General features: G+C 36.4%; 23 protein-coding genes. 15 read left to right on the top strand and 8 right to left on the bottom strand.

What is annotated here, in order from left to right; all coding sequences use genetic code 11:
• Window positions 1-36: 36 nt before the first annotated feature.
• On the bottom strand, window positions 37-1,494 hold the full coding sequence (locus prwr041_RS01005) for an aminoacyl-histidine dipeptidase (protein ID WP_207154488.1): 1,458 nt from the start codon (window positions 1,492-1,494) through the stop codon (window positions 37-39).
• Window positions 1,495-1,593: 99 nt separating this feature from the next.
• Between prwr041_RS01005 and prwr041_RS01000 the strand changes: the two genes are divergently transcribed.
• Together prwr041_RS01000 and prwr041_RS00995 are read left to right on the top strand one after the other, a co-directional pair.
• Window positions 1,594-1,788: a hypothetical protein gene (locus tag prwr041_RS01000; protein ID WP_207154487.1), complete on the top strand. Its 195-nt coding sequence runs from the start codon at window positions 1,594-1,596 to the stop codon at window positions 1,786-1,788.
• A gap of 55 nt (window positions 1,789-1,843) precedes the next feature.
• The gene (locus prwr041_RS00995) at window positions 1,844-2,458 is read left to right on the top strand and encodes an OmpH family outer membrane protein (protein ID WP_207154486.1); all 615 of its coding nucleotides are present in this window, start codon (window positions 1,844-1,846) and stop codon (window positions 2,456-2,458) included.
• Between the two features lie 61 nt (window positions 2,459-2,519).
• Here the strand turns inward: prwr041_RS00995 and nth are convergent, their stop codons facing one another.
• Window positions 2,520-3,170: an endonuclease III gene (nth, locus tag prwr041_RS00990; protein WP_207154485.1), complete on the bottom strand. Its 651-nt coding sequence runs from the start codon at window positions 3,168-3,170 to the stop codon at window positions 2,520-2,522.
• A 57-nt stretch (window positions 3,171-3,227) separates the two neighbouring features.
• Here nth and prwr041_RS00985 point away from each other — a divergent pair, with 57 nt between their 5' ends.
• Window positions 3,228-3,932, top strand: coding sequence for a DUF2461 domain-containing protein (locus tag prwr041_RS00985; RefSeq protein ID WP_207154484.1), 705 nt, complete (start codon window positions 3,228-3,230; stop codon window positions 3,930-3,932).
• Here the strand turns inward: prwr041_RS00985 and kdsB are convergent.
• Entirely contained in the window at window positions 3,913-4,656 is a 744-nt protein-coding gene (gene kdsB / locus prwr041_RS00980; protein ID WP_207154483.1) for a 3-deoxy-manno-octulosonate cytidylyltransferase, read from the bottom strand. The two genes, prwr041_RS00985 and kdsB, sit on opposite strands and share 20 nt — an antisense overlap.
• A gap of 109 nt (window positions 4,657-4,765) precedes the next feature.
• On the opposite strand from kdsB, the gene prwr041_RS00975 reads away from it, so the two are divergent.
• The 4 genes from prwr041_RS00975 to prwr041_RS00960 are packed head-to-tail and all read left to right on the top strand — an operon-like array spanning window position 4,766 to window position 9,649.
• A complete protein-coding gene (locus prwr041_RS00975) occupies window positions 4,766-5,878 on the top strand; it encodes an MORN repeat-containing protein (RefSeq protein ID WP_207154482.1) in 1,113 nt (370 codons plus the stop codon).
• 43 nt (window positions 5,879-5,921) lie between these two features.
• Window positions 5,922-6,368: a YhcH/YjgK/YiaL family protein gene (locus prwr041_RS00970; protein ID WP_207154481.1), complete on the top strand. Its 447-nt coding sequence runs from the start codon at window positions 5,922-5,924 to the stop codon at window positions 6,366-6,368.
• A 13-nt stretch (window positions 6,369-6,381) separates the two neighbouring features.
• A complete protein-coding gene (locus tag prwr041_RS00965; protein ID WP_207154480.1) occupies window positions 6,382-8,454 on the top strand; it encodes an alpha amylase C-terminal domain-containing protein in 2,073 nt (690 codons plus the stop codon).
• A 22-nt stretch (window positions 8,455-8,476) separates the two neighbouring features.
• On the top strand, window positions 8,477-9,649 hold the full coding sequence (locus prwr041_RS00960; RefSeq protein ID WP_207154479.1) for a DUF6057 family protein: 1,173 nt from the start codon (window positions 8,477-8,479) through the stop codon (window positions 9,647-9,649).
• 218 nt (window positions 9,650-9,867) lie between these two features.
• On the opposite strand, the gene prwr041_RS00955 is transcribed toward prwr041_RS00960, so the two are convergent.
• Both prwr041_RS00955 and prwr041_RS00950 read right to left on the bottom strand, forming a co-directional pair.
• The gene (locus prwr041_RS00955; RefSeq protein WP_207154478.1) at window positions 9,868-10,440 is read right to left on the bottom strand and encodes an aminotransferase class IV; all 573 of its coding nucleotides are present in this window, start codon (window positions 10,438-10,440) and stop codon (window positions 9,868-9,870) included.
• Complete coding sequence (locus tag prwr041_RS00950) at window positions 10,433-11,422, bottom strand: aminodeoxychorismate synthase component I (protein WP_207154477.1); 990 nt, start codon at window positions 11,420-11,422, stop codon at window positions 10,433-10,435. The genes prwr041_RS00955 and prwr041_RS00950 overlap by 8 nt, the downstream gene beginning before the upstream one ends.
• A gap of 230 nt (window positions 11,423-11,652) precedes the next feature.
• On the opposite strand from prwr041_RS00950, the gene prwr041_RS00945 reads away from it, so the two are divergent.
• Complete coding sequence (locus prwr041_RS00945) at window positions 11,653-13,707, top strand: patatin-like phospholipase family protein (RefSeq protein ID WP_237072270.1); 2,055 nt, start codon at window positions 11,653-11,655, stop codon at window positions 13,705-13,707.
• Window positions 13,708-13,747: 40 nt separating this feature from the next.
• Here the strand turns inward: prwr041_RS00945 and prwr041_RS00940 are convergent, their stop codons facing one another.
• From prwr041_RS00940 to prwr041_RS00930, 3 genes are read right to left on the bottom strand one after another with little or no spacing between them, the layout of a single operon-like run.
• Window positions 13,748-14,995, bottom strand: a complete 1,248-nt coding sequence (locus tag prwr041_RS00940; RefSeq protein WP_207154476.1) for an outer membrane beta-barrel protein — start codon at window positions 14,993-14,995, stop codon at window positions 13,748-13,750.
• Between the two features lies 1 nt (window position 14,996).
• On the bottom strand, window positions 14,997-15,557 hold the full coding sequence (locus prwr041_RS00935) for an RNA polymerase sigma factor (protein WP_207154475.1): 561 nt from the start codon (window positions 15,555-15,557) through the stop codon (window positions 14,997-14,999).
• A gap of 3 nt (window positions 15,558-15,560) precedes the next feature.
• Window positions 15,561-16,238, bottom strand: coding sequence for a NigD1/NigD2 family lipoprotein (locus prwr041_RS00930; protein ID WP_207154474.1), 678 nt, complete (start codon window positions 16,236-16,238; stop codon window positions 15,561-15,563).
• Between the two features lie 239 nt (window positions 16,239-16,477).
• On the opposite strand from prwr041_RS00930, the gene prwr041_RS00925 reads away from it, so the two are divergent.
• The 7 genes from prwr041_RS00925 (at window position 16,478) to prwr041_RS00895 (ending at window position 23,191) form a co-directional block, all read left to right on the top strand.
• Window positions 16,478-16,756, top strand: coding sequence for a LysO family transporter (locus tag prwr041_RS00925; protein WP_018463384.1), 279 nt, complete (start codon window positions 16,478-16,480; stop codon window positions 16,754-16,756).
• Window positions 16,753-17,379 (top strand): lysine exporter LysO family protein, encoded by a 627-nt coding sequence (locus prwr041_RS00920; protein ID WP_207154473.1) that lies wholly within the window; start codon window positions 16,753-16,755, stop codon window positions 17,377-17,379. The genes prwr041_RS00925 and prwr041_RS00920 overlap by 4 nt, the downstream gene beginning before the upstream one ends.
• A gap of 1,292 nt (window positions 17,380-18,671) precedes the next feature.
• Entirely contained in the window at window positions 18,672-19,760 is a 1,089-nt protein-coding gene (locus prwr041_RS00915; protein WP_207154472.1) for an FMN-binding protein, read from the top strand.
• A 1-nt stretch (window position 19,761) separates the two neighbouring features.
• Window positions 19,762-20,394, top strand: coding sequence for an HAD family hydrolase (locus prwr041_RS00910; RefSeq protein ID WP_207154471.1), 633 nt, complete (start codon window positions 19,762-19,764; stop codon window positions 20,392-20,394).
• 436 nt (window positions 20,395-20,830) lie between these two features.
• A complete protein-coding gene (locus tag prwr041_RS00905; protein WP_207154470.1) occupies window positions 20,831-21,697 on the top strand; it encodes a M48 family metallopeptidase in 867 nt (288 codons plus the stop codon).
• 73 nt (window positions 21,698-21,770) lie between these two features.
• The gene (locus prwr041_RS00900; protein WP_207154469.1) at window positions 21,771-22,217 is read left to right on the top strand and encodes an NfeD family protein; all 447 of its coding nucleotides are present in this window, start codon (window positions 21,771-21,773) and stop codon (window positions 22,215-22,217) included.
• Between the two features lie 20 nt (window positions 22,218-22,237).
• Complete coding sequence (locus prwr041_RS00895; RefSeq protein WP_207154468.1) at window positions 22,238-23,191, top strand: SPFH domain-containing protein; 954 nt, start codon at window positions 22,238-22,240, stop codon at window positions 23,189-23,191.
• Window positions 23,192-23,262 lie beyond the last annotated feature (71 nt).

Raw genomic sequence — 23,262 nt, 5'->3', positions numbered from 1 at the left:
TGAGACCTCTTTTCTTATTATATTATTGTAAGTAATTTACTCTTGTGGAATGTTTTTAAGTATCTCCAAAAGATGATCCCAAACTATTTGTACTGTAGGAATAAATAAGCACTCGTCTGGAGTGTGAACATTACGTAATGTCGGGCCAAAGCTAACCATGTCTAAGTTAGGATATTTCTCTGAGAATAGTCCGCATTCCAATCCTGCATGAATACCTTTTACAACAGGATCTTTTCCAAATAGTTTTTTGTATGCTTCAACGGTAATCTTCACAAGTTTGCTTTCTGGGTTCATTTTCCATGCTGGATAACCATCGTTTTGTTCAACGTTGGCTCCTGCAAGTTCGAAAGTGGCTTTAATAGCGTTTGCCATATTGCGAAGATTGCTCATAACATTACTTCTCTGACTTGAAACTATAATGATTTTATCTTCTTCACTCTGAACGCTGGCTACGTTGCTTGATGTTTCAACCATATATGCAATTGCCTCGTCTTGGCAGTTCGTAAGAGGACCATTGTCCAAAGCCTGCAAAGAAAGGATTACATTGTGTGATGCCGTCTTTGGCAAAACATTTTGTGAATCAGTGCTATGCATGTCCCAAACCATTGTTGGGTCTGTTACATGGAACTCGTCTTCTACGTCTGCTGCAAATATATTCCAATCAGACCTAACCTCTTCTTTCTTATCTGCAGGAACAGCAAATATTATTTTGCCATCGCGAGGTATCGCGTTGTGCATTTTTCCAGAGTTCCATTGTGCTAGACGGACATCCATTTTATCCTGTTCCATATATAGGAAGCGCGCCATAATCTTTATAGCGTTTGCTCTCTTCTTATTTATGTCGTCACCAGAATGACCTCCGTTTAATCCTTTTAGTGAACCTTCCATAAAGAAGTAGTTTGCAGGTGCTTTCTCACGTTTGAATGTGAATGTTGCAGTTGTATTAATTCCTCCTGCGCAGCTTACGAATATTTGTCCTTCGTCTTCAGAGTCAAGGTTTATAAGATACTTGCCGCTCATGAAATCAGACTTCATGCCAAATGCTCCAGTAAGTCCGGTTTCTTCATCACGTGTGAAAACGCATTCAATAGGACCGTGTTCTATATCTTCGCTGGCAAGAATAGCCAGTTCTATAGCATCTCCAATACCGTCATCGGCACCAAGAGTTGTACCTTTTGCGTGCAACCATTCTCCGTCAACGTATGTTTGTATAGCATCTTTGTGGAAATCAAAGTCCACGTCAACAAGTTTGTCACAAACCATATCCATGTGGCTCTGTAATATTGTTGTCGCACGGTTTTCAAATCCCTTTGTCGCTGGTTTATGTATTAGAACATTACCAGTTTCGTCAACTTTTGTTTCAAGATTATGGCTTGCACCAAACTTCTTTAGATATTCAATCATCATTTCCTCATGCTTTGATGGGCGTGGAATTTTGTTAATTTCGGCGAACTGCTCAAATACATGAGCTGGTTTTAATTCTGCATTACTCATTTTTTATATCTTTTTATTTTGTTTTATTTTGTCCTTTTATTGTTTTATGTTACCTTTGCCACTGTTTAGTGTAAAAGATTCACTGCAAAAGTAATAAAAATGGTAGAAACATTATTATTGAGCGTGTTAATAATTGCTATATGTGTTGCATTATTATGCGTGAAAATCATTCTTCGCAAGAATGGGCAGTTTTCTTCTCAGCATGTCCACGATAATCCTGGATTGCGAAGGAAGGGGATACACTGTGTTATAGATCAGGACAAAGAAGCTCGTAAAGCAGGTAAAGCTTATTGATTAGCTAATGTGTACTGTGAATTTATTGATTCAAAAAGTTAAAAGATAAATAAAAATGAACAAGAAAAACATTTTCAAGACCATGGCAGTTGTAGCTGTAGCTACGATGGCTATGACTAGTTGCGACCAGTCTGCTCCAAAGCTGGACTCTAAATCTGATGCCGCTCAGTCAAATCCAACAAAACTTAAGATTGCTTATGTTGAAGTTGACAGTATTATGAGTCAATACAAGTTCTGTAAGGACTATTCTTTGACTTTACAGAAGAAGGGCCAGAATATTCAGAGTACTCTTGCTGCAAAGCAGCAACAACTACAGGCAGCTGCTGCTAATTTTCAGCAAAAAGTTCAGCAGAATGCTTATACACGTGAGCAAGCTGAGGCCATCAATGCTGGTTTGCAGAGACAGAATGCTGATTTGCAAACATTGAATCAACGTTTGAGTGCTGAGTTCCAGAGTGAGACAAATAAATATAATAATGCTCTTCGTGACAGTATACAGAATTTCCTGAAGGTTTATAATAAGGATAAGAAATATACTTTGATTTTGAGCAAGGCTGGTGACAACCTTCTTTATGCTGATAAGACTTATGATATAACAAATGAGGTTATTGCAGGTCTTAACAAGTCATACAAGCCTTCTGCAAAGATGGCTGCTACTGAGAAAAAATAATATATATCATTATTTATAATATAAAAAAGGTTGAAAGAAATTCTTTCAACCTTTTTTAATTTTAAGCTAGTTTACTTCCTTCCATAATCTTTGGGCATATATCATTCAATGCACATTTATCGCATTGTGGATTCAGACTTTTACATGTGTATCTTCCATGCAAAAGTAACCAGTGATGAGCGTTTGTTACTTCATTCTCTGGAATGTATTTCAATAGTTCACATTCAACCTTAAATGGAGTATTGGCATTAGCTGGAACAAGTCCTAGCCTGTGGCTTACTCTATATACATGTGTGTCAACCGCAAGAGTAGGTTTACCAAACCATACTGCCTGAATTACGTTTGCTGTTTTTCTTCCAACTCCAGGTAGTTTTGTTAAATCTTCGGTGTTGTCAGGAACGTTCCCATCAAAGTCACTCATCAGCATTTTCGACATCTCCGAAAGGTGATTAGCTTTTGCATTAGGATAGCTTACGCTTTTAACTAATTCAAATATGTCTTCAACATCAGCCTTTGCCATTTCATTTGCAGTAGGATAATGCTTAAACAAATTTGGAGTGACCATGTTTATGCGTTTGTCAGTGCATTGTGCGCTAAGTAAAGTCGCAACGAGTAATTGAAAAGCACTACCGAAATCAAGTTCGGTTGTTACGTTTCCAACTTTCTTACTGAAGTAATCTAAAATATAGTTGAATCTTTCTTTTCTTGTCATGTTGCAAAAATACAAAAAAATAGTATCTTTGCAACAGAATAACGAAATAAATAAACTATGGATGCTAAAAGAATTTTGAATTTCTTAAGTGATGTTTCCAAAAACAATAATCGTGATTGGTTTCATGAGAATAAGGACGAATATGATAGTTGCAAGGCTGAATTCGAGGCAGGTGTCACTAAAGCAATTGCTGCCATTTCGCAGTTTGATCCTTCGATTTCACACATAACAGCGAAGGATGCATGTTTTCGTTTTTATCGTGATGTTCGTTTCAGAGAAGACAAACGACCATACAAAGATCATTTCGGGGCATATATAGGTGCTCATGGAAAAAAATCTCTTCATGCTGGATATTATATTCATCTTCAGCCTGAAGCATGTCTCGTTTCAGCCGGCGCTTATTGGTTGCCTACAAACATCCTTACGGCTTGTAGAAATGAGATAATGGGAAATATTGATGAGTGGCGTAAGTGTGTTGAGAATGGTAAGTTTATTAATCTATTTGGTTATCCTAATGAGGGTGATTGGGAAAAACATAGTGGAAAAGGATTTGGACTAACACATCTTAAGACATCTCCAAAAGGATTCCCTCGTGATTATGAGTTTATAGAGTATCTTAAAATGAAAGACTATGCTTGTTGGAAATATGTTTCTGATGATTATTACGAAGGTGATGGCTGGCTAGAAAATATGGTAGATATTTTGAAGACAGCCAAACCAATGATGGACTTTACAAATAATGTTATTGACGATTACGAATAAAATCCTCGGCCCTTTTTAGATCGTCAGGGGTGTCAATGCCAACGGTTTCGGCATTAGTAAGTCCAACTTTTATCTTGTATCCGTTTTGTAGCCAGCGTAGTTGTTCAAGACTTTCAGCAAGCTCCAATTCAGATTGAGGCAGTTTTGTTATTTCATTTAGAACGTTTGACCTGTATGCATATACACCAAGATGTTTCAAGAAAGCATGTTTATTTAGCCATTCATTCTTTTCGACACCGCGTATAAATGGTATGATGCTACGACTGAAGTACATGGCATAACCATTGTTGTCTAGAACTATTTTAGGAGAGTTTGGATTTTCTACCGCTTCAATGCTCTCAAAAGGCTTTCCGAGTGTGGCTATCTGTGTATTTTTATCATCAAAACATTTACAGAGAGTCTCTATTTGAGATTTTTGTATGAAAGGCTCGTCTCCCTGAATGTTTACAACTACATCAAAATCACCACCTACTTTTTGTAGAGCTTCTTCAATTCTGTCTGTACCGCTATGATGTTCTGTTGATGTCATCACAGCTTTACCACCAAACTCCTTTACCTTATTATATATTCTTTCGTCATCGGTCGCAACATATACGGCGTCAAGAACTTTTGATGCCTGCTCATATACATGTTGTATTACTGGCTTGCCTGCCAAAAGGGCAAGTGGCTTACCCGGAAAACGTGTTGAAGCGTATCGGGCAGGGATTAATCCTATAAATTTCATCTTCCTTTTTTGTTGTTTGTTGGTGCAAAATTAATAAAAAATACTAACTTATTTTGCTATTCACCATTATTTTGTTAACTTTGGGCTTGAAACTATAATTCAGAAAACAGTGAAAAAACTTATTATATCAATTATATCCTTAATTCTACCATTTATGGCTACTGCACAGAAGATAGTTCTAGGCTCGTGCACGACACATGATGGTGGTCAGTATAAAGGACAGATGATGAATGGAAAACCCAACGGCAAAGGTAATACTGTCTTCAAGAATGGTGACAGTTATGTTGGTGAGTATATAAAAGGTAAACGTGATGGATATGGCGTTTACTCTTTTTCTGATGGTGAAAAATATGAAGGACAATGGTTTCAGGATCAGCAGCATGGTCGTGGAACATTTTATTTCTCAAACAATAATAAATATGTAGGTCTATGGTTCCGCGATTTCCAACAAGGACAGGGTATCATGTATTATTATAATGGTGATAAGTATGTTGGTTCTTGGTCTCAGGATAAACGTGAGGGTAAGGGGCGTTATACCTATTCAAGTGGTGCATATTATGATGGAATGTGGAAAGCTGATCAAAAAAGTGGACATGGTTTCTTTGACTGGGGCGATGGCACTACATACGATGGTATGTGGGCTAATAATCAACGTTCCGGAAAAGGCACAAATAAGTATGCTGATGGTGATGTTTATATTGGTAATTGGGCTGATGATATACAGAATGGCAGTGGTATTTATAAGTTCCAGAATGGTGATGTGTATGAAGGTGATTACGCACAGGGTGAACGTACTGGTGAAGGCATATTCAAATATGCATCCGGTGATCGTTACACAGGACATTTCAACGAAGGATATAAGGATGGCATGGGTACTTATGAATGGCGTACTGGTGACGTATATGTTGGCTTATGGAAGAATGATTTGCAAAATGGACATGGTAAACTTACTAAGAAAAATGGTGATGTGTTTGAAGGTGACTTCAAAAACGGACATATTGAAGGTGAAGTTATAATTCATTATGCTAATGGAAGCCGTTTCAAGGGAACATATAAGAAAGGTCTTCGCAATGGTGCTGCTATTGAGGAGGATAAGGATGGAAACCGTTTTGAGGGTTCTTATGTAGATGATGTTCGTGACGGACGTTTTGTAGAGAAAGATCGTAACGGAAATGTTACACGAACAGGACATTATGAAAATGGTAAATTATTTTTGGACTAATACAATCGATAATATAAAACAATAACTTAAAAACATTGAAACTATGATAATAGACAAAATTGAAAATCTAGATAAATATATAAGTCTTAATCCGTTATTTGCTGATGTGGTGAAGTTTTTGGAAAGCAATGACCTCAATACACTTGAAGAAGGAAAACATGAGATTAAGGGGGCAGATTTGTTTGTTAATGTGCAAGCTAACCCTGGCAAGAGATTACAAGATGCCGTTCTTGAGTTTCATAAGAAAATGATAGATATTCAAATCCCAGTCAGTGATTCTGAAACTTTTGGATACACTCCGGTTGATGAATTGCCTGAGGCAGAATTTAATGAACAGAAGGATATTGCTAAACTTCCTGATGTAGAGCCACAGACTTATGTGACACTTAATCCAGGGCAGATGGCTATTTTCTTTCCACAGGATGGTCATGCACCATGCATCTCTGAATCTGACTGTTTGAGAAAAGTCATTTTCAAGATTCAAGCATAAAATAATCTAAATTATGGCAACAAAGAAAGTTACTGAAAAGAAAGTTGCTGCAAGAACAACAAAGAAAACTACGGGTTGTGGGCATATTGGAATTGTGAAGAACGATCCATATCTAGAACCTTATGAAGATGCTATTTGCGGGCGTCACGATAATGTGCTGCGCAAATTGTCCCAGTTTACTAACAACGGAAAGAAAAGTATTGCTGATTTTGCCGCTGGATATGAATACTATGGACTTCATATGTTGAGTAGGGAATGGGCGTTCCGTGAATGGGCACCTAATGCTACAGCAATATATCTTGTTGGTGACTTCAATGACTGGAAAGAGGATGACAAGTTTCTTGCTCATCGTATTGAAGGCTCTGGAGATTGGGAACTTCGTGTACCTCTTAAATATATTCATCATGGAGACTTCTTCAAGATGCATGTAAAATGGAATGGTGGCGAAGGTGAACGCATACCTGCTTGGGCAACACGTGTTGTGCAGGATGAACACACAAAAATATTTTGTGCACAGGTATGGAGCCCAGAACAATCTTACCAGTGGAGTGTGAAGTCTTTTTCTCCATCAACTTCTCCGTTGCTAATCTATGAATGCCATATCGGCATGGGACAGGATGCCGAAAAGGTTGGTACATATACAGAGTTTAAAGATAATGTCTTGCCAAGAATTGCTAAGGATGGATACAACTGTATTCAGATAATGGCTATACAGGAACATCCTTATTATGGTTCTTTTGGTTATCATGTAAGTTCTTTCTTTGCGCCTTCTAGTCGTTTTGGAACTCCAGAGGAGTTGAAGGAGCTTATTGATGCAGCGCATTCTAAAGGGATAGCTGTGATAATGGATATTGTCCATTCTCATGCCGTAAAGAATGAAGCCGAAGGCTTGGGTAATATTGCAGGTGATCATAACCAGTACTTCTATCCAGGAGAACGTCATGAACATCCAGCTTGGGACAGTCTTTGTTTTGATTATAGCAAAGACAATGTTACACATTTTTTGTTAAGCAATTGTAAGTATTGGTTATCTGAATTTCATTTTGATGGATTCCGTTTCGACGGAGTAACGTCTATGCTTTATAACAGTCATGGTCTTGGAGAGGCTTTTAGTGGATATGGTGACTATTTCAACGGTCACGAGGATGATAATGCCATTTGCTACCTTACTTTAGCAAATGTTCTTATCCACAAAGTAAATCCAAAGGCTATAACAATTGCCGAAGAGGTTAGCGGTATGCCTGGACTGGCAGCTAAGTTTGAGGATGGGGGATACGGTTTTGATTATCGTATGGCAATGAACATTCCTGATTTTTGGATAAAGTCTATTAAAGAATTGAAAGACGAGGATTGGAAGCCTAGTTCCATATTCTGGGAGGTTAGGAATCGTCGTAATGATGAAAAAACTATATCATATTGTGAGAGTCATGACCAAGCCTTGGTAGGTGATAAGACAATTATCTTCCGCCTTATTGATGCTGATATGTATTGGCATTTTAAGAATGGCGATGAGAATGACAAGGTTTGTCGAGGTATAGCTCTTCACAAGATGATAAGACTTGTGACAGTATCTACAATCAATGGTGGTTACCTTAATTTCATGGGTAATGAATTTGGACATCCTGAATGGATTGATTTCCCACGTGAAGGTAATAATTGGAGTCATAAATATGCGCGTCGTCAGTGGAACCTTGTTGACAACAAGGACTTGGACTATCATTATCTTGGTGATTTCGACCGTGAAATGTTGAAGGTGATAAAAAGCGAGAAAAATTTTAACCGGACTCCTATTCTGGAAATATGGCATAATGATACCGACCAAATATTGGCTTATATGCGTGGAGATCTTCTTTTCGTTTTCAATTTTTCGCCAACTCGTTCGTTTACAGATTATGGATTACTTGTTCCAACAGGTAGCTATGATATTGTTCTTGATACCGACAATAAACAATTCGGTGGCAACGGTTTGAATGATGATTCAATGATGCATCTAACTAATTACGATTCTTTATATGTTGATGAACGCAAGGAATGGTTAAAACTTTATCTACCAGCTCGTTCTGCATTAGTATTACGTAAAAATTGATAATATATTCATTATATAATAAATGTCAAACTATTCTGTTAAGGATGGCACTCGTGTAGTAAGAATTGCGTGTGCTGTCTTATTCGTTTCTTTTACGTTTCTGTATCTTTATGATTATCAGGATGATATTTTGGCAATGGCACAGCATGTGTTGTCTGATGGACTGACACATTATAACCGCACAATCGGAGCTGTTCTCATTACTGTTGTTTTGTGGTTGTTGCAGATAGGTTTCTATGCGCTGTTCCGTTTGCAAGGTCGTGCACATGCTGTTACTTTTTTCCCATCATTGCTTACACTGACAGTTATCACTTCACCAGATAATTCTATCGACGAGGGATTTTCTTTTGGTGCTTGGCTTGTAGCCTGGCCGGTTCTTATGCTTATTTGTACTGGGGTTATGTGGTATGCACGTCAAGTCCAACAATATGAACCAGTAGATTCTTCTAAGGGATTTCTTTCTCGCCGAGCATGGATAAACTATGTAACCATGTGTGCTATGTTTGTTTTTGTTGGTCTATTCAGTAATCATAATGATGTGTTTCATTATCGCATGCATGTTGAGAGTTGCCTTAATGACAGTCTTTTTGATGAAGCATTGGCAACTGGAGAAAAATCAAATAAAACAGATTCAAGTCTCACAAGTTTGCGTATCCACGCTCTTGCTGAAAAAAATCAGCTGGGAGAACGCTTGTTTGAGTATCCCCTCGTTGGTGGCTCTGCAGCAATGCTTCCAAATGGTAAGAGTGTGAAGTATCTTATGTATCCAGAGAAAAATCTGTACAAGAATCTAGGATGTTGGTTAAAACAGCATATGTCAACGATGCACTATCTTAAGTTTATACATCAACATAAACTTGCCACTAAGTCTGCGCATGACTATTTACTATGTGCTTATCTTCTTGATGGTAATTTGGATGCTTTCGTACATTCTATAGGGTTGTATTATGATATTCATGGTCAGATGCCAAAGCATTATCGTGAAGCTCTTACTTTGTATAATCATTTGCGGTCTAATCCATTTATATCATATCGTAGTACAATAATGGAAACTGATTTTCAGGATTTCCAAACATTAATTCATAAATATAATAATCCTGTTGAGCGCGCTGCTGCGCTGAGAGATACTTACGGAAATACTTACTGGTGGTATTATTACAATCAGTATTCTTGTAAATCAAAGTATAGTTTATGAAATGTATGTTGAGGATCTCAGCAAAGCTTTTGTCAGCTCTTTGCGGTGGGGCTTATAATCATGATCTTAAATTGGTTGATGCAAAGGTTTTCTCATCAATAGTAAGGTATTGATGAGACCCTTTTGGCACTGACGTATATGGATTCTAAGAATGATTGAGCACATAGATTGTTTGTTCCGTTTATATTTCTTCTAGAAAAGAAGGCAACTATATTTCGTTATAATGATAATGTATCTTTGTTTATGGGGATTTCAATATCTCCAAAATCAATCATTGCATTAAACAGTCTTATAGCCTTATATTTAAAGATATCATTTTCATGTATATCTTTTTCTTTAACTATATTGTTATTTATTAAATGGGCTCGTTTTGTTCCTCTGAGTAGAGGATGCTTAGGTGTGTACCAAGTGTTTCCATCAAATAGGGCAATATTTGTAAAAGAGGTATCTCTAATGAGGCTGTTTTTAGAAATAATAATTTCATCGTATAAACCTTTCTTTTCAACAAGTTTGTTTATAGCAGAACGGTCTGTGCTTTTAAAGCTATATTCTATATGGTTGTCAGTAACAATCTTTAGTGTTTTTATATTGCGCATAGAGTATTCTGAATATGATATATCCTCAATACCATTTTCTCCATATACTACTCTTACTTTTATAATGTCATTGCTCTCTTGTGGAGTTATATAATTAAGAAGGTTTATATCTTCTTTTGATTGCCAAAAGTGATGTCGTGTATTGTTTAACCTATCGTTGTGGTAGCCTATATTGTAGGCACAACCATTAATCATTTTTATCGTCTCTACAAATTGGTACATATATTTTTTGCTTTATTTCGTTGTATTCTTTGTTGTAATCACTTTTTGAGGTTATTCCTCCACCTGTTTTGAAGACATATTCATCTTCTTTCTTCTCAATGAATCTTATCATTACGGCACTATCAATATTTCCATTGATACATATTCCCATTGTTCCAGTGTAGAAACCACGTTGATAGTCTTCCGCTTCAGCTATTATATCTACAGTTTTTTTCTTAGGCGCTCCTGTAATAGAACCTGCTGGAAGCTGCGATGCAATAATATCTCCTATATGTTGCCTGTAGTCAGATGATAGTTGCCCACTGATTTGTGAACTTGTCTGTATGATTTTTCCCGTATTGTTTGATATATAGTCTATATATCTGTATTTGTCAACTCTCACATCTGTAGCAATCTTACTTAGATCGTTACGTATTAAATCTACTATCGTCGCATGTTCTGCACTTTCTTTAGCATCCGAAAGTAATATGCTTTCCGCGTCAGGGCTTGTGGCATCAGCAGTACCCTTCATTGGAAAAGAATATATTCTTCTGTTATTTATCTTTATGAATGATTCTGGTGAGAAGCAAACTAATTTGTCTTTTATCAGAATACGATATCTGGCTTTAGAATTGTTGTAAATATATTCCATAGACATATTTGTCTTTACAGGTACACAGCATGTGTAGTTTACAAGATAACTATTGCCAGCCATGATATTCCTCCTTACTATATTAAATCCTTTAGCATAATTATCTATAGTTGGCATGTCTATATTCCATATAATATCGCGTTCATCTTTTATAGGTGTTGATGAGCAGTTTGTAATGCCGTTAAAGTCATATTTTATCTCTGTTTCGTTTATTTCTTCAAGCGGTTTTATGATAGCATCATCTCCTATATAGTTGATAACAAAAAGAAATGGAACATTTTGTCGTCCCAGTTTGTTCATGTAATCAATATAATTTTGTTTCATTCTTAATATACTATTTCTCAATAATTTTTCTATATCAAAAAACTATACAGTGGTAGTTTCTTGCAAAAATAGAGATAATTATCTAAATAGCCAAATGCTTTTGATATATTTATGTGTGTATCGATAAGTAAGCATAATATTCGTAACTTATGCTATTATGTTAAAATATTTATATTATATTTGGAGATATCATGCCTTTGATGTAACTTAGCCAACAAATCCAGTCAAATATGAAAATAGATAGATTCGTATATAGGGTGGGGCTTTTGGTGCTATTAGTTGCATATTGTTCCATTACTGAAAATATTTATGCCGATAATGGCAGAAAGAAAGTAGCTGTGGTACTGTCAGGAGGTGGTGCAAAAGGCATGGCGCATATAGGTGTGCTGAAAGTTATTCAGAAAGCCGGAATTCCTGTGGACATAGTTACAGGAACATCTATGGGAAGTATTATAGGAGGATTATATAGTGTGGGTTGGAATGCAAATGAACTTGATTCTCTTGTGCGTGGACAGGATTGGATGTTTCTTCTTTCAGACCGTGATGATTATTATTCTCAGAATCTATTGAATCGTGAAAAGCAGAATACATATTTTATCTCTAAAACATTAACTGCTAAAAAGAAAAATATTTCTGGTGGAGGAGGGTTTATACAAGGTGTAAATCTATCTAAGCTTTTTACTCGTCTTACTGCCGGATATACTGATTCTTTGAATTTCAATAAACTACCTATTCCTTTTGCATGTGTTGCAACTGATATCGTTGATAACACAGAATATGATTTTCATAGCGGTGTGCTGGCTGATGCAATGCGTACCAGCATGTCTATCCCTTATGCCTTTACTCCGATACGAAAGAACGCTATGATGCTTGTTGATGGTGGCTTACGCAATAACTATCCGGCAGATGTAGCCAAAAGCATGGGAGCTGATTATATTATTGGTTCAACTGTACAAAGCAAGCCAAAGACTGCCGACGAACTTACAACCGGAGCGGCTGTTCTTACTCAGGTCATTGACATTAATTGTAAGAACAAATATGATGATAATATTGCAATAACAGATATTCCCATACGTGTTAATACATCAGGTTATGGTCCTGCCAGTTTTTCAGATGTTGCTATTGATTCGCTTATACAACGTGGTGAACAAGCAGCTATGGCACATTGGGATGAGTTGATGGCTCTGAAGCGTAAGTTGGGGTATTCTGATGATTATATGCCTAAATACCTACATGCTAGTGATGAGGCAAAGGTTCCCGTTGATTTCGCCAATAAAACTGTTGATAGCAGACCTCCTCATGATGTAATACAGGGAAATCTTGGTGTTAGATTTGATACTGAGGAAATTGTGGCTTTGCAGATTAATGGTGTTTACAAGTCTTCTTTGAAACCTCTTGATATAGAAGCCACTTTACGACTTGGACAGCGTATTATGGCTAATGCCCAAGCAATACTTACACCTAAGAAGAATATCAAAATAGGATTTGGATATACTTTCCACTATGATGATATAGATGTGTATGATCATGGCAACAACGACTATAATATAAAATTCAATCATCATCAGGTGGGACTGAATATTATGGGAGTTAATATGAAAAATCTTATATTGGATTTAAGTGCACGTTTTGATTATTATAACTATAGCAATATGCTTGTATCTGGAGAGGCATTTGGTAATAATGTGATGCTTCGTGATGACCATTTCTTTAGTTATCATACCAAATTGCATTATGATTCTGAGAATGCAGGTGTATTCCCAACACGCGGAGCAAAGTTCAATGCAGAGTATGCTTATTACACGGATAATTTTACACAATATAAGAACCATATTGGTTTTAGTGAATTAAACGCGATGTGGCGAATTTCATTTGCTCTAAATAGTCGTTTCACATTGCAGCCTATGGCTTACGGGCGTTTACTCTTTGGGCGTGAAACTCCATATATACGTCAAAATGTAATTGGTGGTGAGTGGTTTGGACATTACTTTGAACAGCAGTTGCCTTTCGTTGGAGTTGGGAATGTGGAATTAACTGATCCTCATTTTATAGCTATGCAGTTGAAGGCGCAACAACGTTTGGGAACAAATAACTATATTTTGTTTCATATAGCAGCAGCACAGCATGGTGACAAACTAAGAAACATCTTAGATAAGGGACCCATGCTTGGTTATCAGTTAGGTTATTATTATAAGACGATATTTGGACCTCTGGGTGCTAGTTTAGGGTACTCCAATAAAACAGATTGTATACACTTTTATATAAATCTTGGTTTTGAGTTTTAAGTAAATGAGGAAGATAAATTGCTTTATCCTCCCCATTTTCTTATTTATTTATATTTATTCTGATTCCTATATTAAGATTGAAGTTAAATGGATTTTCTGTATAAATATTTTTTATGCCACTTCCGTTTTTAAAATGATAGCTTATACCAGGTTCTGCATATAGACTTAACGATTTATCAGCTTTATATTCTATACCCGCTGCTGCGTTTGTAGAAAACAAAAGTCTGTTACTCTTTATGTTTTCAGTAGTAGAGTATGTTTCTGTTCCATTAGCGTCGTGAGTAGTCTTAGCCTTACCGTTGACGAGTTTTTCAGCTTCTCCACCAGCTGTTGCATATATGTTTATGGCATTGTTGTGCCAAATGCTATAGCTTGCGGATAGTGGCAGACCTACATAATGCAACTTTTGCTCCTTAATGTTATCTTCTCCATGACTGTTTATTGTAAAATCTGATGAAAGGTAACTGTAAGTGAAACCCGTCTGTAAGCTCCATCTGTCATTAATCTTGTAATTTATAGATACACCAAGTTTAATAGGTTGGTGATGTTTGGTTTCCGTTGTAAGTTCATTGTTTGAATATATGGCATAATACTTATTGTCGTTAACCATTTTATCTGAACTATCTCCATAATAGTATGCATTAGCCAACATTACTCCATTTTGTGAATTGCTGTAACCATTCATTATTCCAGAGTAGTATGTGGAGACTCTTAATTCTGATTCATGATTCTTACTGTGATGATATTCATATTTATAGTCATTATATACCTGTCCTGTATAGTTCTTATTACTTGATATCTTTTTCTGGGACGTGTCGTTTTCTGTTTCTTTTGTTGTTGTTGTTGTTTGGGCAATAAGATTTTCTTTATTAATCGATGCGTCTTTGTTTGCATCAATATCTTTAGATATTAATTCAATCCCTTTTTTTACGTTGTTTGAAATTCTGAGTATAATGTTACCCTTTTTCTTGTAATTCAATAAATTGTTATCACTTTTCTTGACTATCTCATTTACTTGTGTTTCTTTGTTATTATTTGCAATTTTTATATTATCATTGTTATTATAGTTATTTTTGTAGTTATAAAGAATAAAGGCAACAGACATAGCTGCTACAGCTATCGCAGAACGCAAAGTCCACATAGAGACAGTGTGTGCTTTTTTTGAGCGTGCAGGAGCAATACCACGACGTTCCATCTCTCTTTTGATGTCGTCGAGCAGACTTTCTGGGGCTTTTCTGTTACTGTCCCTTATTCGGTCTTTGATATCGTTAATCCATTGATCCTTCATTTTATTCTTGTTTTAATCTGTAGTCCTTTATCATTTTGGCAAGTTGTTTCTTTGCCTTGTAAAATTGAGATGCTGATGAATCAGCTTTTATATTAAGTATTTTAGCTATTTCCTTATGACTTTTTCCTTCAATAACGAAAAGATTAAATACTGTTCTGTAGCCGTCAGGGAGTAGCCTTATCATATTTGTCAGCACCTCTTCGTTTAGGTTACCTATTTCAGGGTCTTCATCTTGAATGTCTGGTGGTTCTTTTTCTATATTTATAAATGGAGAATTTTTTTTCTTCCTGATGCATAGTAACGATTCGTTAATCACAATTCTGGTAATCCATGCACGCAGTGAACCATTTCCCCTATAGTTGAATTTTTCTATCTTCGAAAATATTTTTATGAAACTTTCCTGAAGTACATCTTTAAGTTCGTCATCGTCAGGTATATATCTGGCACAGACAGCGGTAAGATAATCGGCATATTCTGAATATAGGCAGTCCATAGCCGAAGCATCACCTCGTCTGAATAGTTTTATTATATGTTTTTCCTTGTCTGTGCCGAATATATACATATATTATTTAGATGTTGGTCTTGAGCGGTATTTGAATTTTGCTGTCTTTTCTCCACTGAATGAGTTCCATTTCACAGTGAGATCTACAGTTTTGCCTTCTGTGTCAGGCAATGAGTCTAGCTTAAATGCAATCAATCCGTCTTTCAATATACCACTTTTATCTCCGTTGGCATTGTGATGCAATACTACTTCATAAGGGTTGCTTCCTTTTACGAGGTTTAATTCGTGAGTAACATTGTAGCCGAAATATGTACGGAAACGTAATGTTAGATACCCGTCTTCAACAACTGTCACCCAGTCATTCACTATTTCCACAGGATCAGTTCCGTATTTAGTGTCGTTGTTTGTTCCTAAATCGGCAACCATGTTCTTTGTGCGTATACTGTCTATCCAGTTCACGTAAACAGAATTTGTGTTGCTACTGTTTATCTTATTATAATTCACAAGAGCACGCACTTCTTTGTCACCATAAGGAGGCTTAGTAATGTTACTTGGATACAGTTTTGTACTGTCGTCAAGTTGCAGCATAAGCTTACCTCCTTCGTTCTTTACAGTTACTATAGCAGAAGGATATTGCATGCTGTAGTTGCTATCGTCATTGTCGTCGTTAAGACAAGACTGTAAAACAGGCATTGTCGATGCCAAAAGCAATAATGTGGCAATAAATTTAATATGTTTCATAACTCAAAAGTATTTGGTTTATTACACACTCTAAATGTACATATAGTATATACCTTGCCTGAAAGAATGTTTTTTTCTTTTTGCAAAGATAATAATATTACTGTTAATAGCAATTTATTACTCTTGATATAGGTCAATTAAATATGTAATACAAATGTTTCGTTTAAAATATGTATAAATATGCTTTGCAAATTAAATGAATTTTTATACCTTTGCAACTCTTAAAAGAAAGTTTATAAATGTTCAGAATATTATTCTTATTATTTCTAGGTATTGGAATCGGATATTTAATGCGTAATGTGCGTGGAATAAGGCATGTGGAAAAGACCACAAGGCTTACCATATTTGCATTATTGTTTGTCTTTGGCATAACAATAGGTTCAAATCATGCATTATTGAATAATATTGCTTACTTTGGTTGGCAGGCTGTTGTAATAGCAGTGTTTGGTATCGTCGGAAGTTTCGGCGCATCATATTTGTTTAATCGAGTATTGACAAGGAAAGGAAAGCAAAAATGAAAGAAAATTTATTGTTATTAGTGTCGTTGTTGTTAGGAATTACCATTGGTGCTTTTGATTTAGCGCCCATGTGGTTGCATAACGCATCGTTGCCTATGATTATTCTTTCGTTGCTTGTTCTTCAAGTTGGAATGGGAGTTGGCAGTATGGATAATCTTGGTAGAATGATACGCTCTATTCACTGGCAGATGTTTTTATTGCCAGCATGCACAATTGTAGGAACTTTACTTTTTACTTCATTGGCATTTTTATTTTTCAGTAATCATAAACTTGGTGATATAATGGCTATTGGTAGTGGGTTTGGTTATTATTCATTATCATCAGTGCTTATTGCCCAGATGAAGACTATTACTGTTGGACCTGCTCAGGCTACCCAATTAGCTACAATTGCTTTATTGACAAATGTGGTAAGGGAGCTTCTTGCGTTGTTCGGTTGCAAATATTTTACGAGAAAAGGTAGCTGCTTTGCTGCTATTTCTATTGCCGGAATAAACTCAATGGATGTTTGTCTTCCGTCAATATTACGAGCAGCCAATGATAAGACGTTGGTTCCTGTTGCTGTATTTCATGGAATAATTCTTGAAATAAGTATACCAATGCTTATTGCTTTTTTCTGTCAGTAAATGGCTTGGTGGAGAAAAGGCAGAAGGCATCAATGATAAGATAAAAGTGATGAACAGAAATGGATTTGATTTCAACGACGAAAAGTATTTCAAACTGTAGGCTCTATGCTCTTCATGCTCTTCATGTCACTCAAAATGTTGGGTGAACCTAATTTGAATGTTTAGAGCCTAGATTTTTTCGCGACAATTTAATTTTTCAACATTTAGGATGTCTTCCCTGCTTTTTGGTGTGTTTTTAGCTACGTAGCTACGGCATCTCTCACAAAGCCTATAAACACTGGGAAAAAAATACGTAGCTAGGTTAATTTAGCTTCGGTGAGCTACGTTTTAGCTACGTCATCTATTTCTACTTATATAATGTTCGTGCATACACGCGCGCACCTAGGGTTTTGAAAAATATAAGTGTCGAAGTGTCAACTTAATGAATATCAATATTTTATCGACCAATTTGACTAAATAAAGTGACGGTGATCTAACGGTCAAATCTCGAGTTTTGCATGCGTTTCTATATAGAAATGCAACTAGTTCCATATAGAAACGCAAACGTTTCTACGACGTTTTAGCTCCTATTTCTTCGTAAAACGCAGTGCAATATAACGTAAAACGCACTGTAAAACATCGTAAAACGCATCGAAATTCTTCGTTAAGTACAAGACAATATGAGGAAAATATTTACCCATATTTTACCGACGAATGACCGACACTTTATTCGATCCGAAAAGGGTCCTAATAATTTGATGCTCAATGGATAGACACTTCGACACTTATTTTTCTGAAAAACCCAGAGTGTGCGTGTATACGCACGCACGTGTATTACGATGTGTAGCTCCAAGTATTTAAAACTTTGGCTAACAGCCTAACCTAAATCTGATTGCATGGACAAAAATTTTGTAGTATCTTTGCCGAGAATTCAGTGGAATTCAGCAGAACATTTAAACAAGCTTGAAAATTCTGTTCTCGTTTATTGAATCTATTTTCACATCCTCAGTTCCTCAGATGCAGCCAACGGTTCTTAGACAAATTCACTCGTCGAATACATTCCATCCTTAAAACAACACAAATAGACGTAGTTAGAACGTAGCTAGCCGTAGCTAAATCCTGCAAGCTACGTTCTGTCAAGCTCTCTGTTTATAGGGTTTTTAGGGGATGCCGTAGCTACGTAGCTAGAAAAAAATAAAAACGTATGAGGACTTCTTAATTAATTATGCCAATATTTATTAAAATGGTAGAGTGGTGAAGAGGTTACTGTTATTTTATTAGTAGTTTTGCACATGAAAAAATAAAGTAAAGAAATGAAGAATAAGAATTACAAGCAATTGTTAGCTCTTGGTACATGTCTAATCGCACTTGCCGTAGTTGCTGTTGTGCGTGACGGTAAGGTATGGGGACACAAGATGAGCATGGCAAATAAAGAAATTGTCGATAAAGGTGGGAAAGTAAATCCTATGAGCTCATTGCCTGATGGAACAGTGATAATTAATACTTCATCGTTAGCTAAAGATGTTAATGGATATGGTGGTAATGTACCATTGGAGATATATCTGAAAGATGGAAAGGTTGTTAAGATAAAGGCATTGAAGAACTCTGAAACGCCAGAATTCTTTGCCCAAGCATCAAAGTTGCTCACTGCATGGAATGGTAAGACCGTTGATGATGCTCAAAAAATGAAAGTAGATGGTATGAGTGGTGCTACATACTCATCACGTGGTATTTTAGGTAATGTGCAGCGTGGATTGCAATATGCAGCCAAAAACGCAGTAAAACCATCTCCTTTTGACAATACGGACTTTAGTGCAAAGAATATTGCAGGACTTGTAGTTGTGCTTATGGGAGCTATAATACCTTTATTTTATCGCAAAAAGAAATACCGCATAGTGCAACTCGTTCTTAATGTCGTAGTATTGGGATTTTGGTGTGGTACCTTCATTTCTTATTCACTAATGGTTGGATATATGTCAACAGGTATTAATATCTGGATTTCAGTTATACCTATAATAATGCTCATAACGGCATTTGTTTATCCTCTTTTTGGCAAGAAAAGCCATTATTGTACATATATCTGTCCATGTGGCTCTTTACAGGAGCTTGCTGGGAGGATGAATAAGCGCAATAAGTTAAAGGTGAAATCAGAAACAATAAAGATGCTTGGTAAGTTTAGAGAAATATTGTGGGCTGTACTAATGATGATGATGCTTATTGGTGTAGGTTTTGAATGGATGGATTATGAGATTTTCTCAGCTTTTATTATTACCAGTGCATCAGCAACAGTATTAGTACTTGCAGCCTTATTCATGGTATTATCTGTTTTTGTGCCGCGTCCATATTGTCGTTTTGTTTGTCCTACTGGTACATTATTTAAAGTTGCGCAAAACTCAAAATGATATGATAAAACTTATTTTATTTGATTTAGGTGGAGTTATCTATACTAGTGATCGTGACGAATCTGTGAAAAGATTTTCCGCACTTGGATTGGATAATGCTGATTCACGTCTTAACGCCTATACACAGACTGGAATATTTGGAGATTTGGAAGATGGGAAAATCACAGATAAAGAGTTCCTTGAGGCGTTGGGAAAAGACATTGGGCATGAAATTAGTTGGAATGATTGTAGACATGCCTGGCTTGGATATGCTGCTGATTTACCAGAAAGAAATATAAAACTTCTTGAGACTCTGCGAAAACAAGGCTACAGGCTAGCTTTAGCTAGTAATACAAATAAGTTTATGATGTCGTGGACTTGTAGTAATGAGTTTGACGGAAAGGGAAACAGCATAAATCATTATATGGATGAACTTTATGTGAGTTATAAAATAGGTGCATTGAAACCTTCCAAACACTTTTTTGAGTATATTCTTGACAAGGAAAATGTGAAGCCTGAGGAAACTCTGTTCATCGACGATAGTCCAAATAATGTGGATGCTGCAAAAAGTATGGGTATCAATATCATACAGGCTATCAACGGAGAGGACTGGACAAAAGATGTTTTATGTGTGTGTGCGCACACAAATATTTGATTTAGGTCAAGAAAACGATGCAATAATGATTAAAATCCTATTTATTCTTGGAATGTATTCAAATCCTTCATACCTTTGCATCAACAAAAGGTTAATAGATTGTTTAGGTTTTTAGTTATTAGGTTTAAAGATTGTGATTCGGAATGGTATTAGATTTAAGGTAAAGATTCAAGATTGTAGGATAACCGAGAGCGAAAGCGTCGCTCTACATAGAAATTTCAAATCACAAAATATAGCAGTTTTGGAAGTGATTCCGGAACTGTTTTTTTTTGTTGTTAGAAATCTAACGAATAGTATTGTCACTATTAATCGAATAATCCAAAACGCAATGATAGCTTTGATTACTTATATAATTAGTAAATAAAATAGGTTTTATTTTGTGCTTTATACAAAATACTTTATATTTGCAGTTAAAATTTATAACCAGTTAAAGAAAATGAAAAGAATCAAGTTCATATTGTTTCTTGTTGTCGTATTAATCTTATCAGCTTGTGGTACAACACAAACTGTACCAGTAACTGGGCGCAAACACAATTTACTCTTTTCTGATTCTGAAATACTTAGTTATAGTAATCGTGAGTATTCAAAGTATATGCAAGGAGCTAAGAAATCAACGGATGCTGCCAGCACAGCTATGGTTCAGCGCGTTGGAAAGCGATTGGCTGCATCTGTTAATACATATCTGAAAAATAACAATATGGCTTCCGAAATACAAAACTATTCATGGGAGTTTAATCTTGTAGCTGACAAAGAGGTTAATGCCTTCTGTATGCCGGGTGGTAAGATTGTTGTTTATGAAGGTTTGCTACCTGTTACACAGAATGAGGCTTCTCTTGCTGTTGTGCTAGGACATGAAATTGCTCACGCCGTAGCTAAGCACAGTGCTGAACAGATGTCAAAGAAAGCACGTCAACAATATGGAACTATGGCTTTGGGAACTATACTTAATTCCGCAGTAGGAAGCGGAGCGGGAGATCTTGCGTCTGGAGTAGCGGGAGAATATTTTTCTTTCCGTAATTTGAAATACAGTAGAGATAACGAGAGTGAAGCTGATTACATGGGATTGATATTTGCAGCAATGGCTGGATATAATCCTGAGGTTGCTGTACCTTTCTGGAAGAGGATGGCAGAGTTGGGTAGTAGTACTAATAACGACTTGTTCAGCGATCACCCATCTGATTCAAAGCGTATAGCTGCAATTGAAAAACTGATGCCTGATGCTTTAAAATATTATCAGGCTTCAGGGTATGTTAATAATAACAACGCAGTAAAGAAGCCTGCACGTAAACCAAATAGGAGATAATTCTTGTTACCTTCATTTTGGATAAAAAACTTTGGGGAGGTAGTATATTGATTATAATAAAAAATTTAATGCTATGATAGAATTTATTACAAGTAATTTATGGGTACTTTGGGCAATCGTGATGTTTTGTTGTCTGATACTTGAATTAAGTTCCGGAGACTTCTTCGTCACATGTTTTGCGATAGGAGCTTTTGTGTCTATATTCACGTCGTTTGTGTTGCCTTTCTGGGCACAAGTATTGATTTGGGCTTTGTGCTCAATATTGAGTATACGACTAATTCGTCCACGTCTGATTGATAAGTTGCACAAAGGTGGAGATAACAGGGCGAGTAATATTGACGCACTGATAGGAAGAGTGGGCACGGTGATAGAGTCAATAGAACCTAATGGAAACGGATACGTGAAAGTAGACGGAGACGAATGGAAAGCCGTTAGTAACTCTAATGAGCCAATATTAAAAGGTCAGAAAGTCGAAATAATTGGCAGAGAGTCTATTATAGTAACAGTAAAACCAGTTTAATCATTAAATAAAATAAAATTATGAGTATTGCTTTTTATGCTTTAATCGCAGCCGTAGTGCTTGCAATCATCTTTATAAAGATGACGGTGGTAATAATTCCACAGAGTGAAACAAAAATTATTGAGCGACTTGGAAAGTATTTCGCAACCCTTAAGCCAGGTATTAATATTATTATTCCGTTTATAGACCGTTCAAAGGCAATGGTATCAATGTCTAATGGAAGATATATTTATACTAACACCATTGATCTTCGTGAGCAGGTTTATGATTTTGACAGACAAAATGTTATTACCAAAGATAATATTCAGATGCAGATAAACGCATTGTTGTATTTCCAGATTGTTGATCCGTTCAAAGCTGCATATGAGATTAATAACTTGCCAAACGCGATAGAGAAACTTACACAGACAACACTGCGTAATATCATCGGAGACATGGAACTTGACCAGACTTTGACAAGTCGTGATACCATAAATACCAGACTCCGTGGTGTACTTGACGACGCAACAAATAAGTGGGGTATAAAGGTGAACCGTGTTGAGTTGCAGGATATCACACCTCCAGAAAGCGTTTTGCAGGCAATGGAAAAGCAAATGCAGGCAGAACGTAATAAACGTGCTACAATCCTTACTAGTGAAGGAGATAAACAAGCTCAGATATTACAGAGTGAAGGTGACAAGGCTGCTATGATAAACCGTGCTGAAGCAGACAAGCAACAAGCTATATTACGTGCCGAAGGTGATGCCAATGCACGAATAAAGAAGGCTGAGGCTGAGGCTGTAGCAATACAAAAGATAACGGACGCTGTAGGAAAGTCTAGTAACCCAGCTAACTATTTGCTTGCGCAGAAGTACATACAGATGTTGCAGGATGTTGCGGATGGCGACAAGACAAAGACAGTATTCCTGCCTTATGAGGCAACAAATCTGATGGGAAGCATTGGAGGAATAAAGGAATTGTTCAAGGGAGAATAAAAAAATAGAGGTCGCAATAATTTGCGACCTCTATTTTTTTATTACCTTTGCATTATATAAATAAGACACGA

The organism is Prevotella herbatica (genome assembly GCF_017347605.1).
In the GTDB taxonomy this organism is placed as follows: Bacteria; Bacteroidota; Bacteroidia; order Bacteroidales; family Bacteroidaceae; genus Prevotella; species Prevotella herbatica.
The sequence above is the reverse complement of the archived record's forward strand: the minus strand, read 5'-3'. Positions and strand labels throughout refer to the sequence as shown.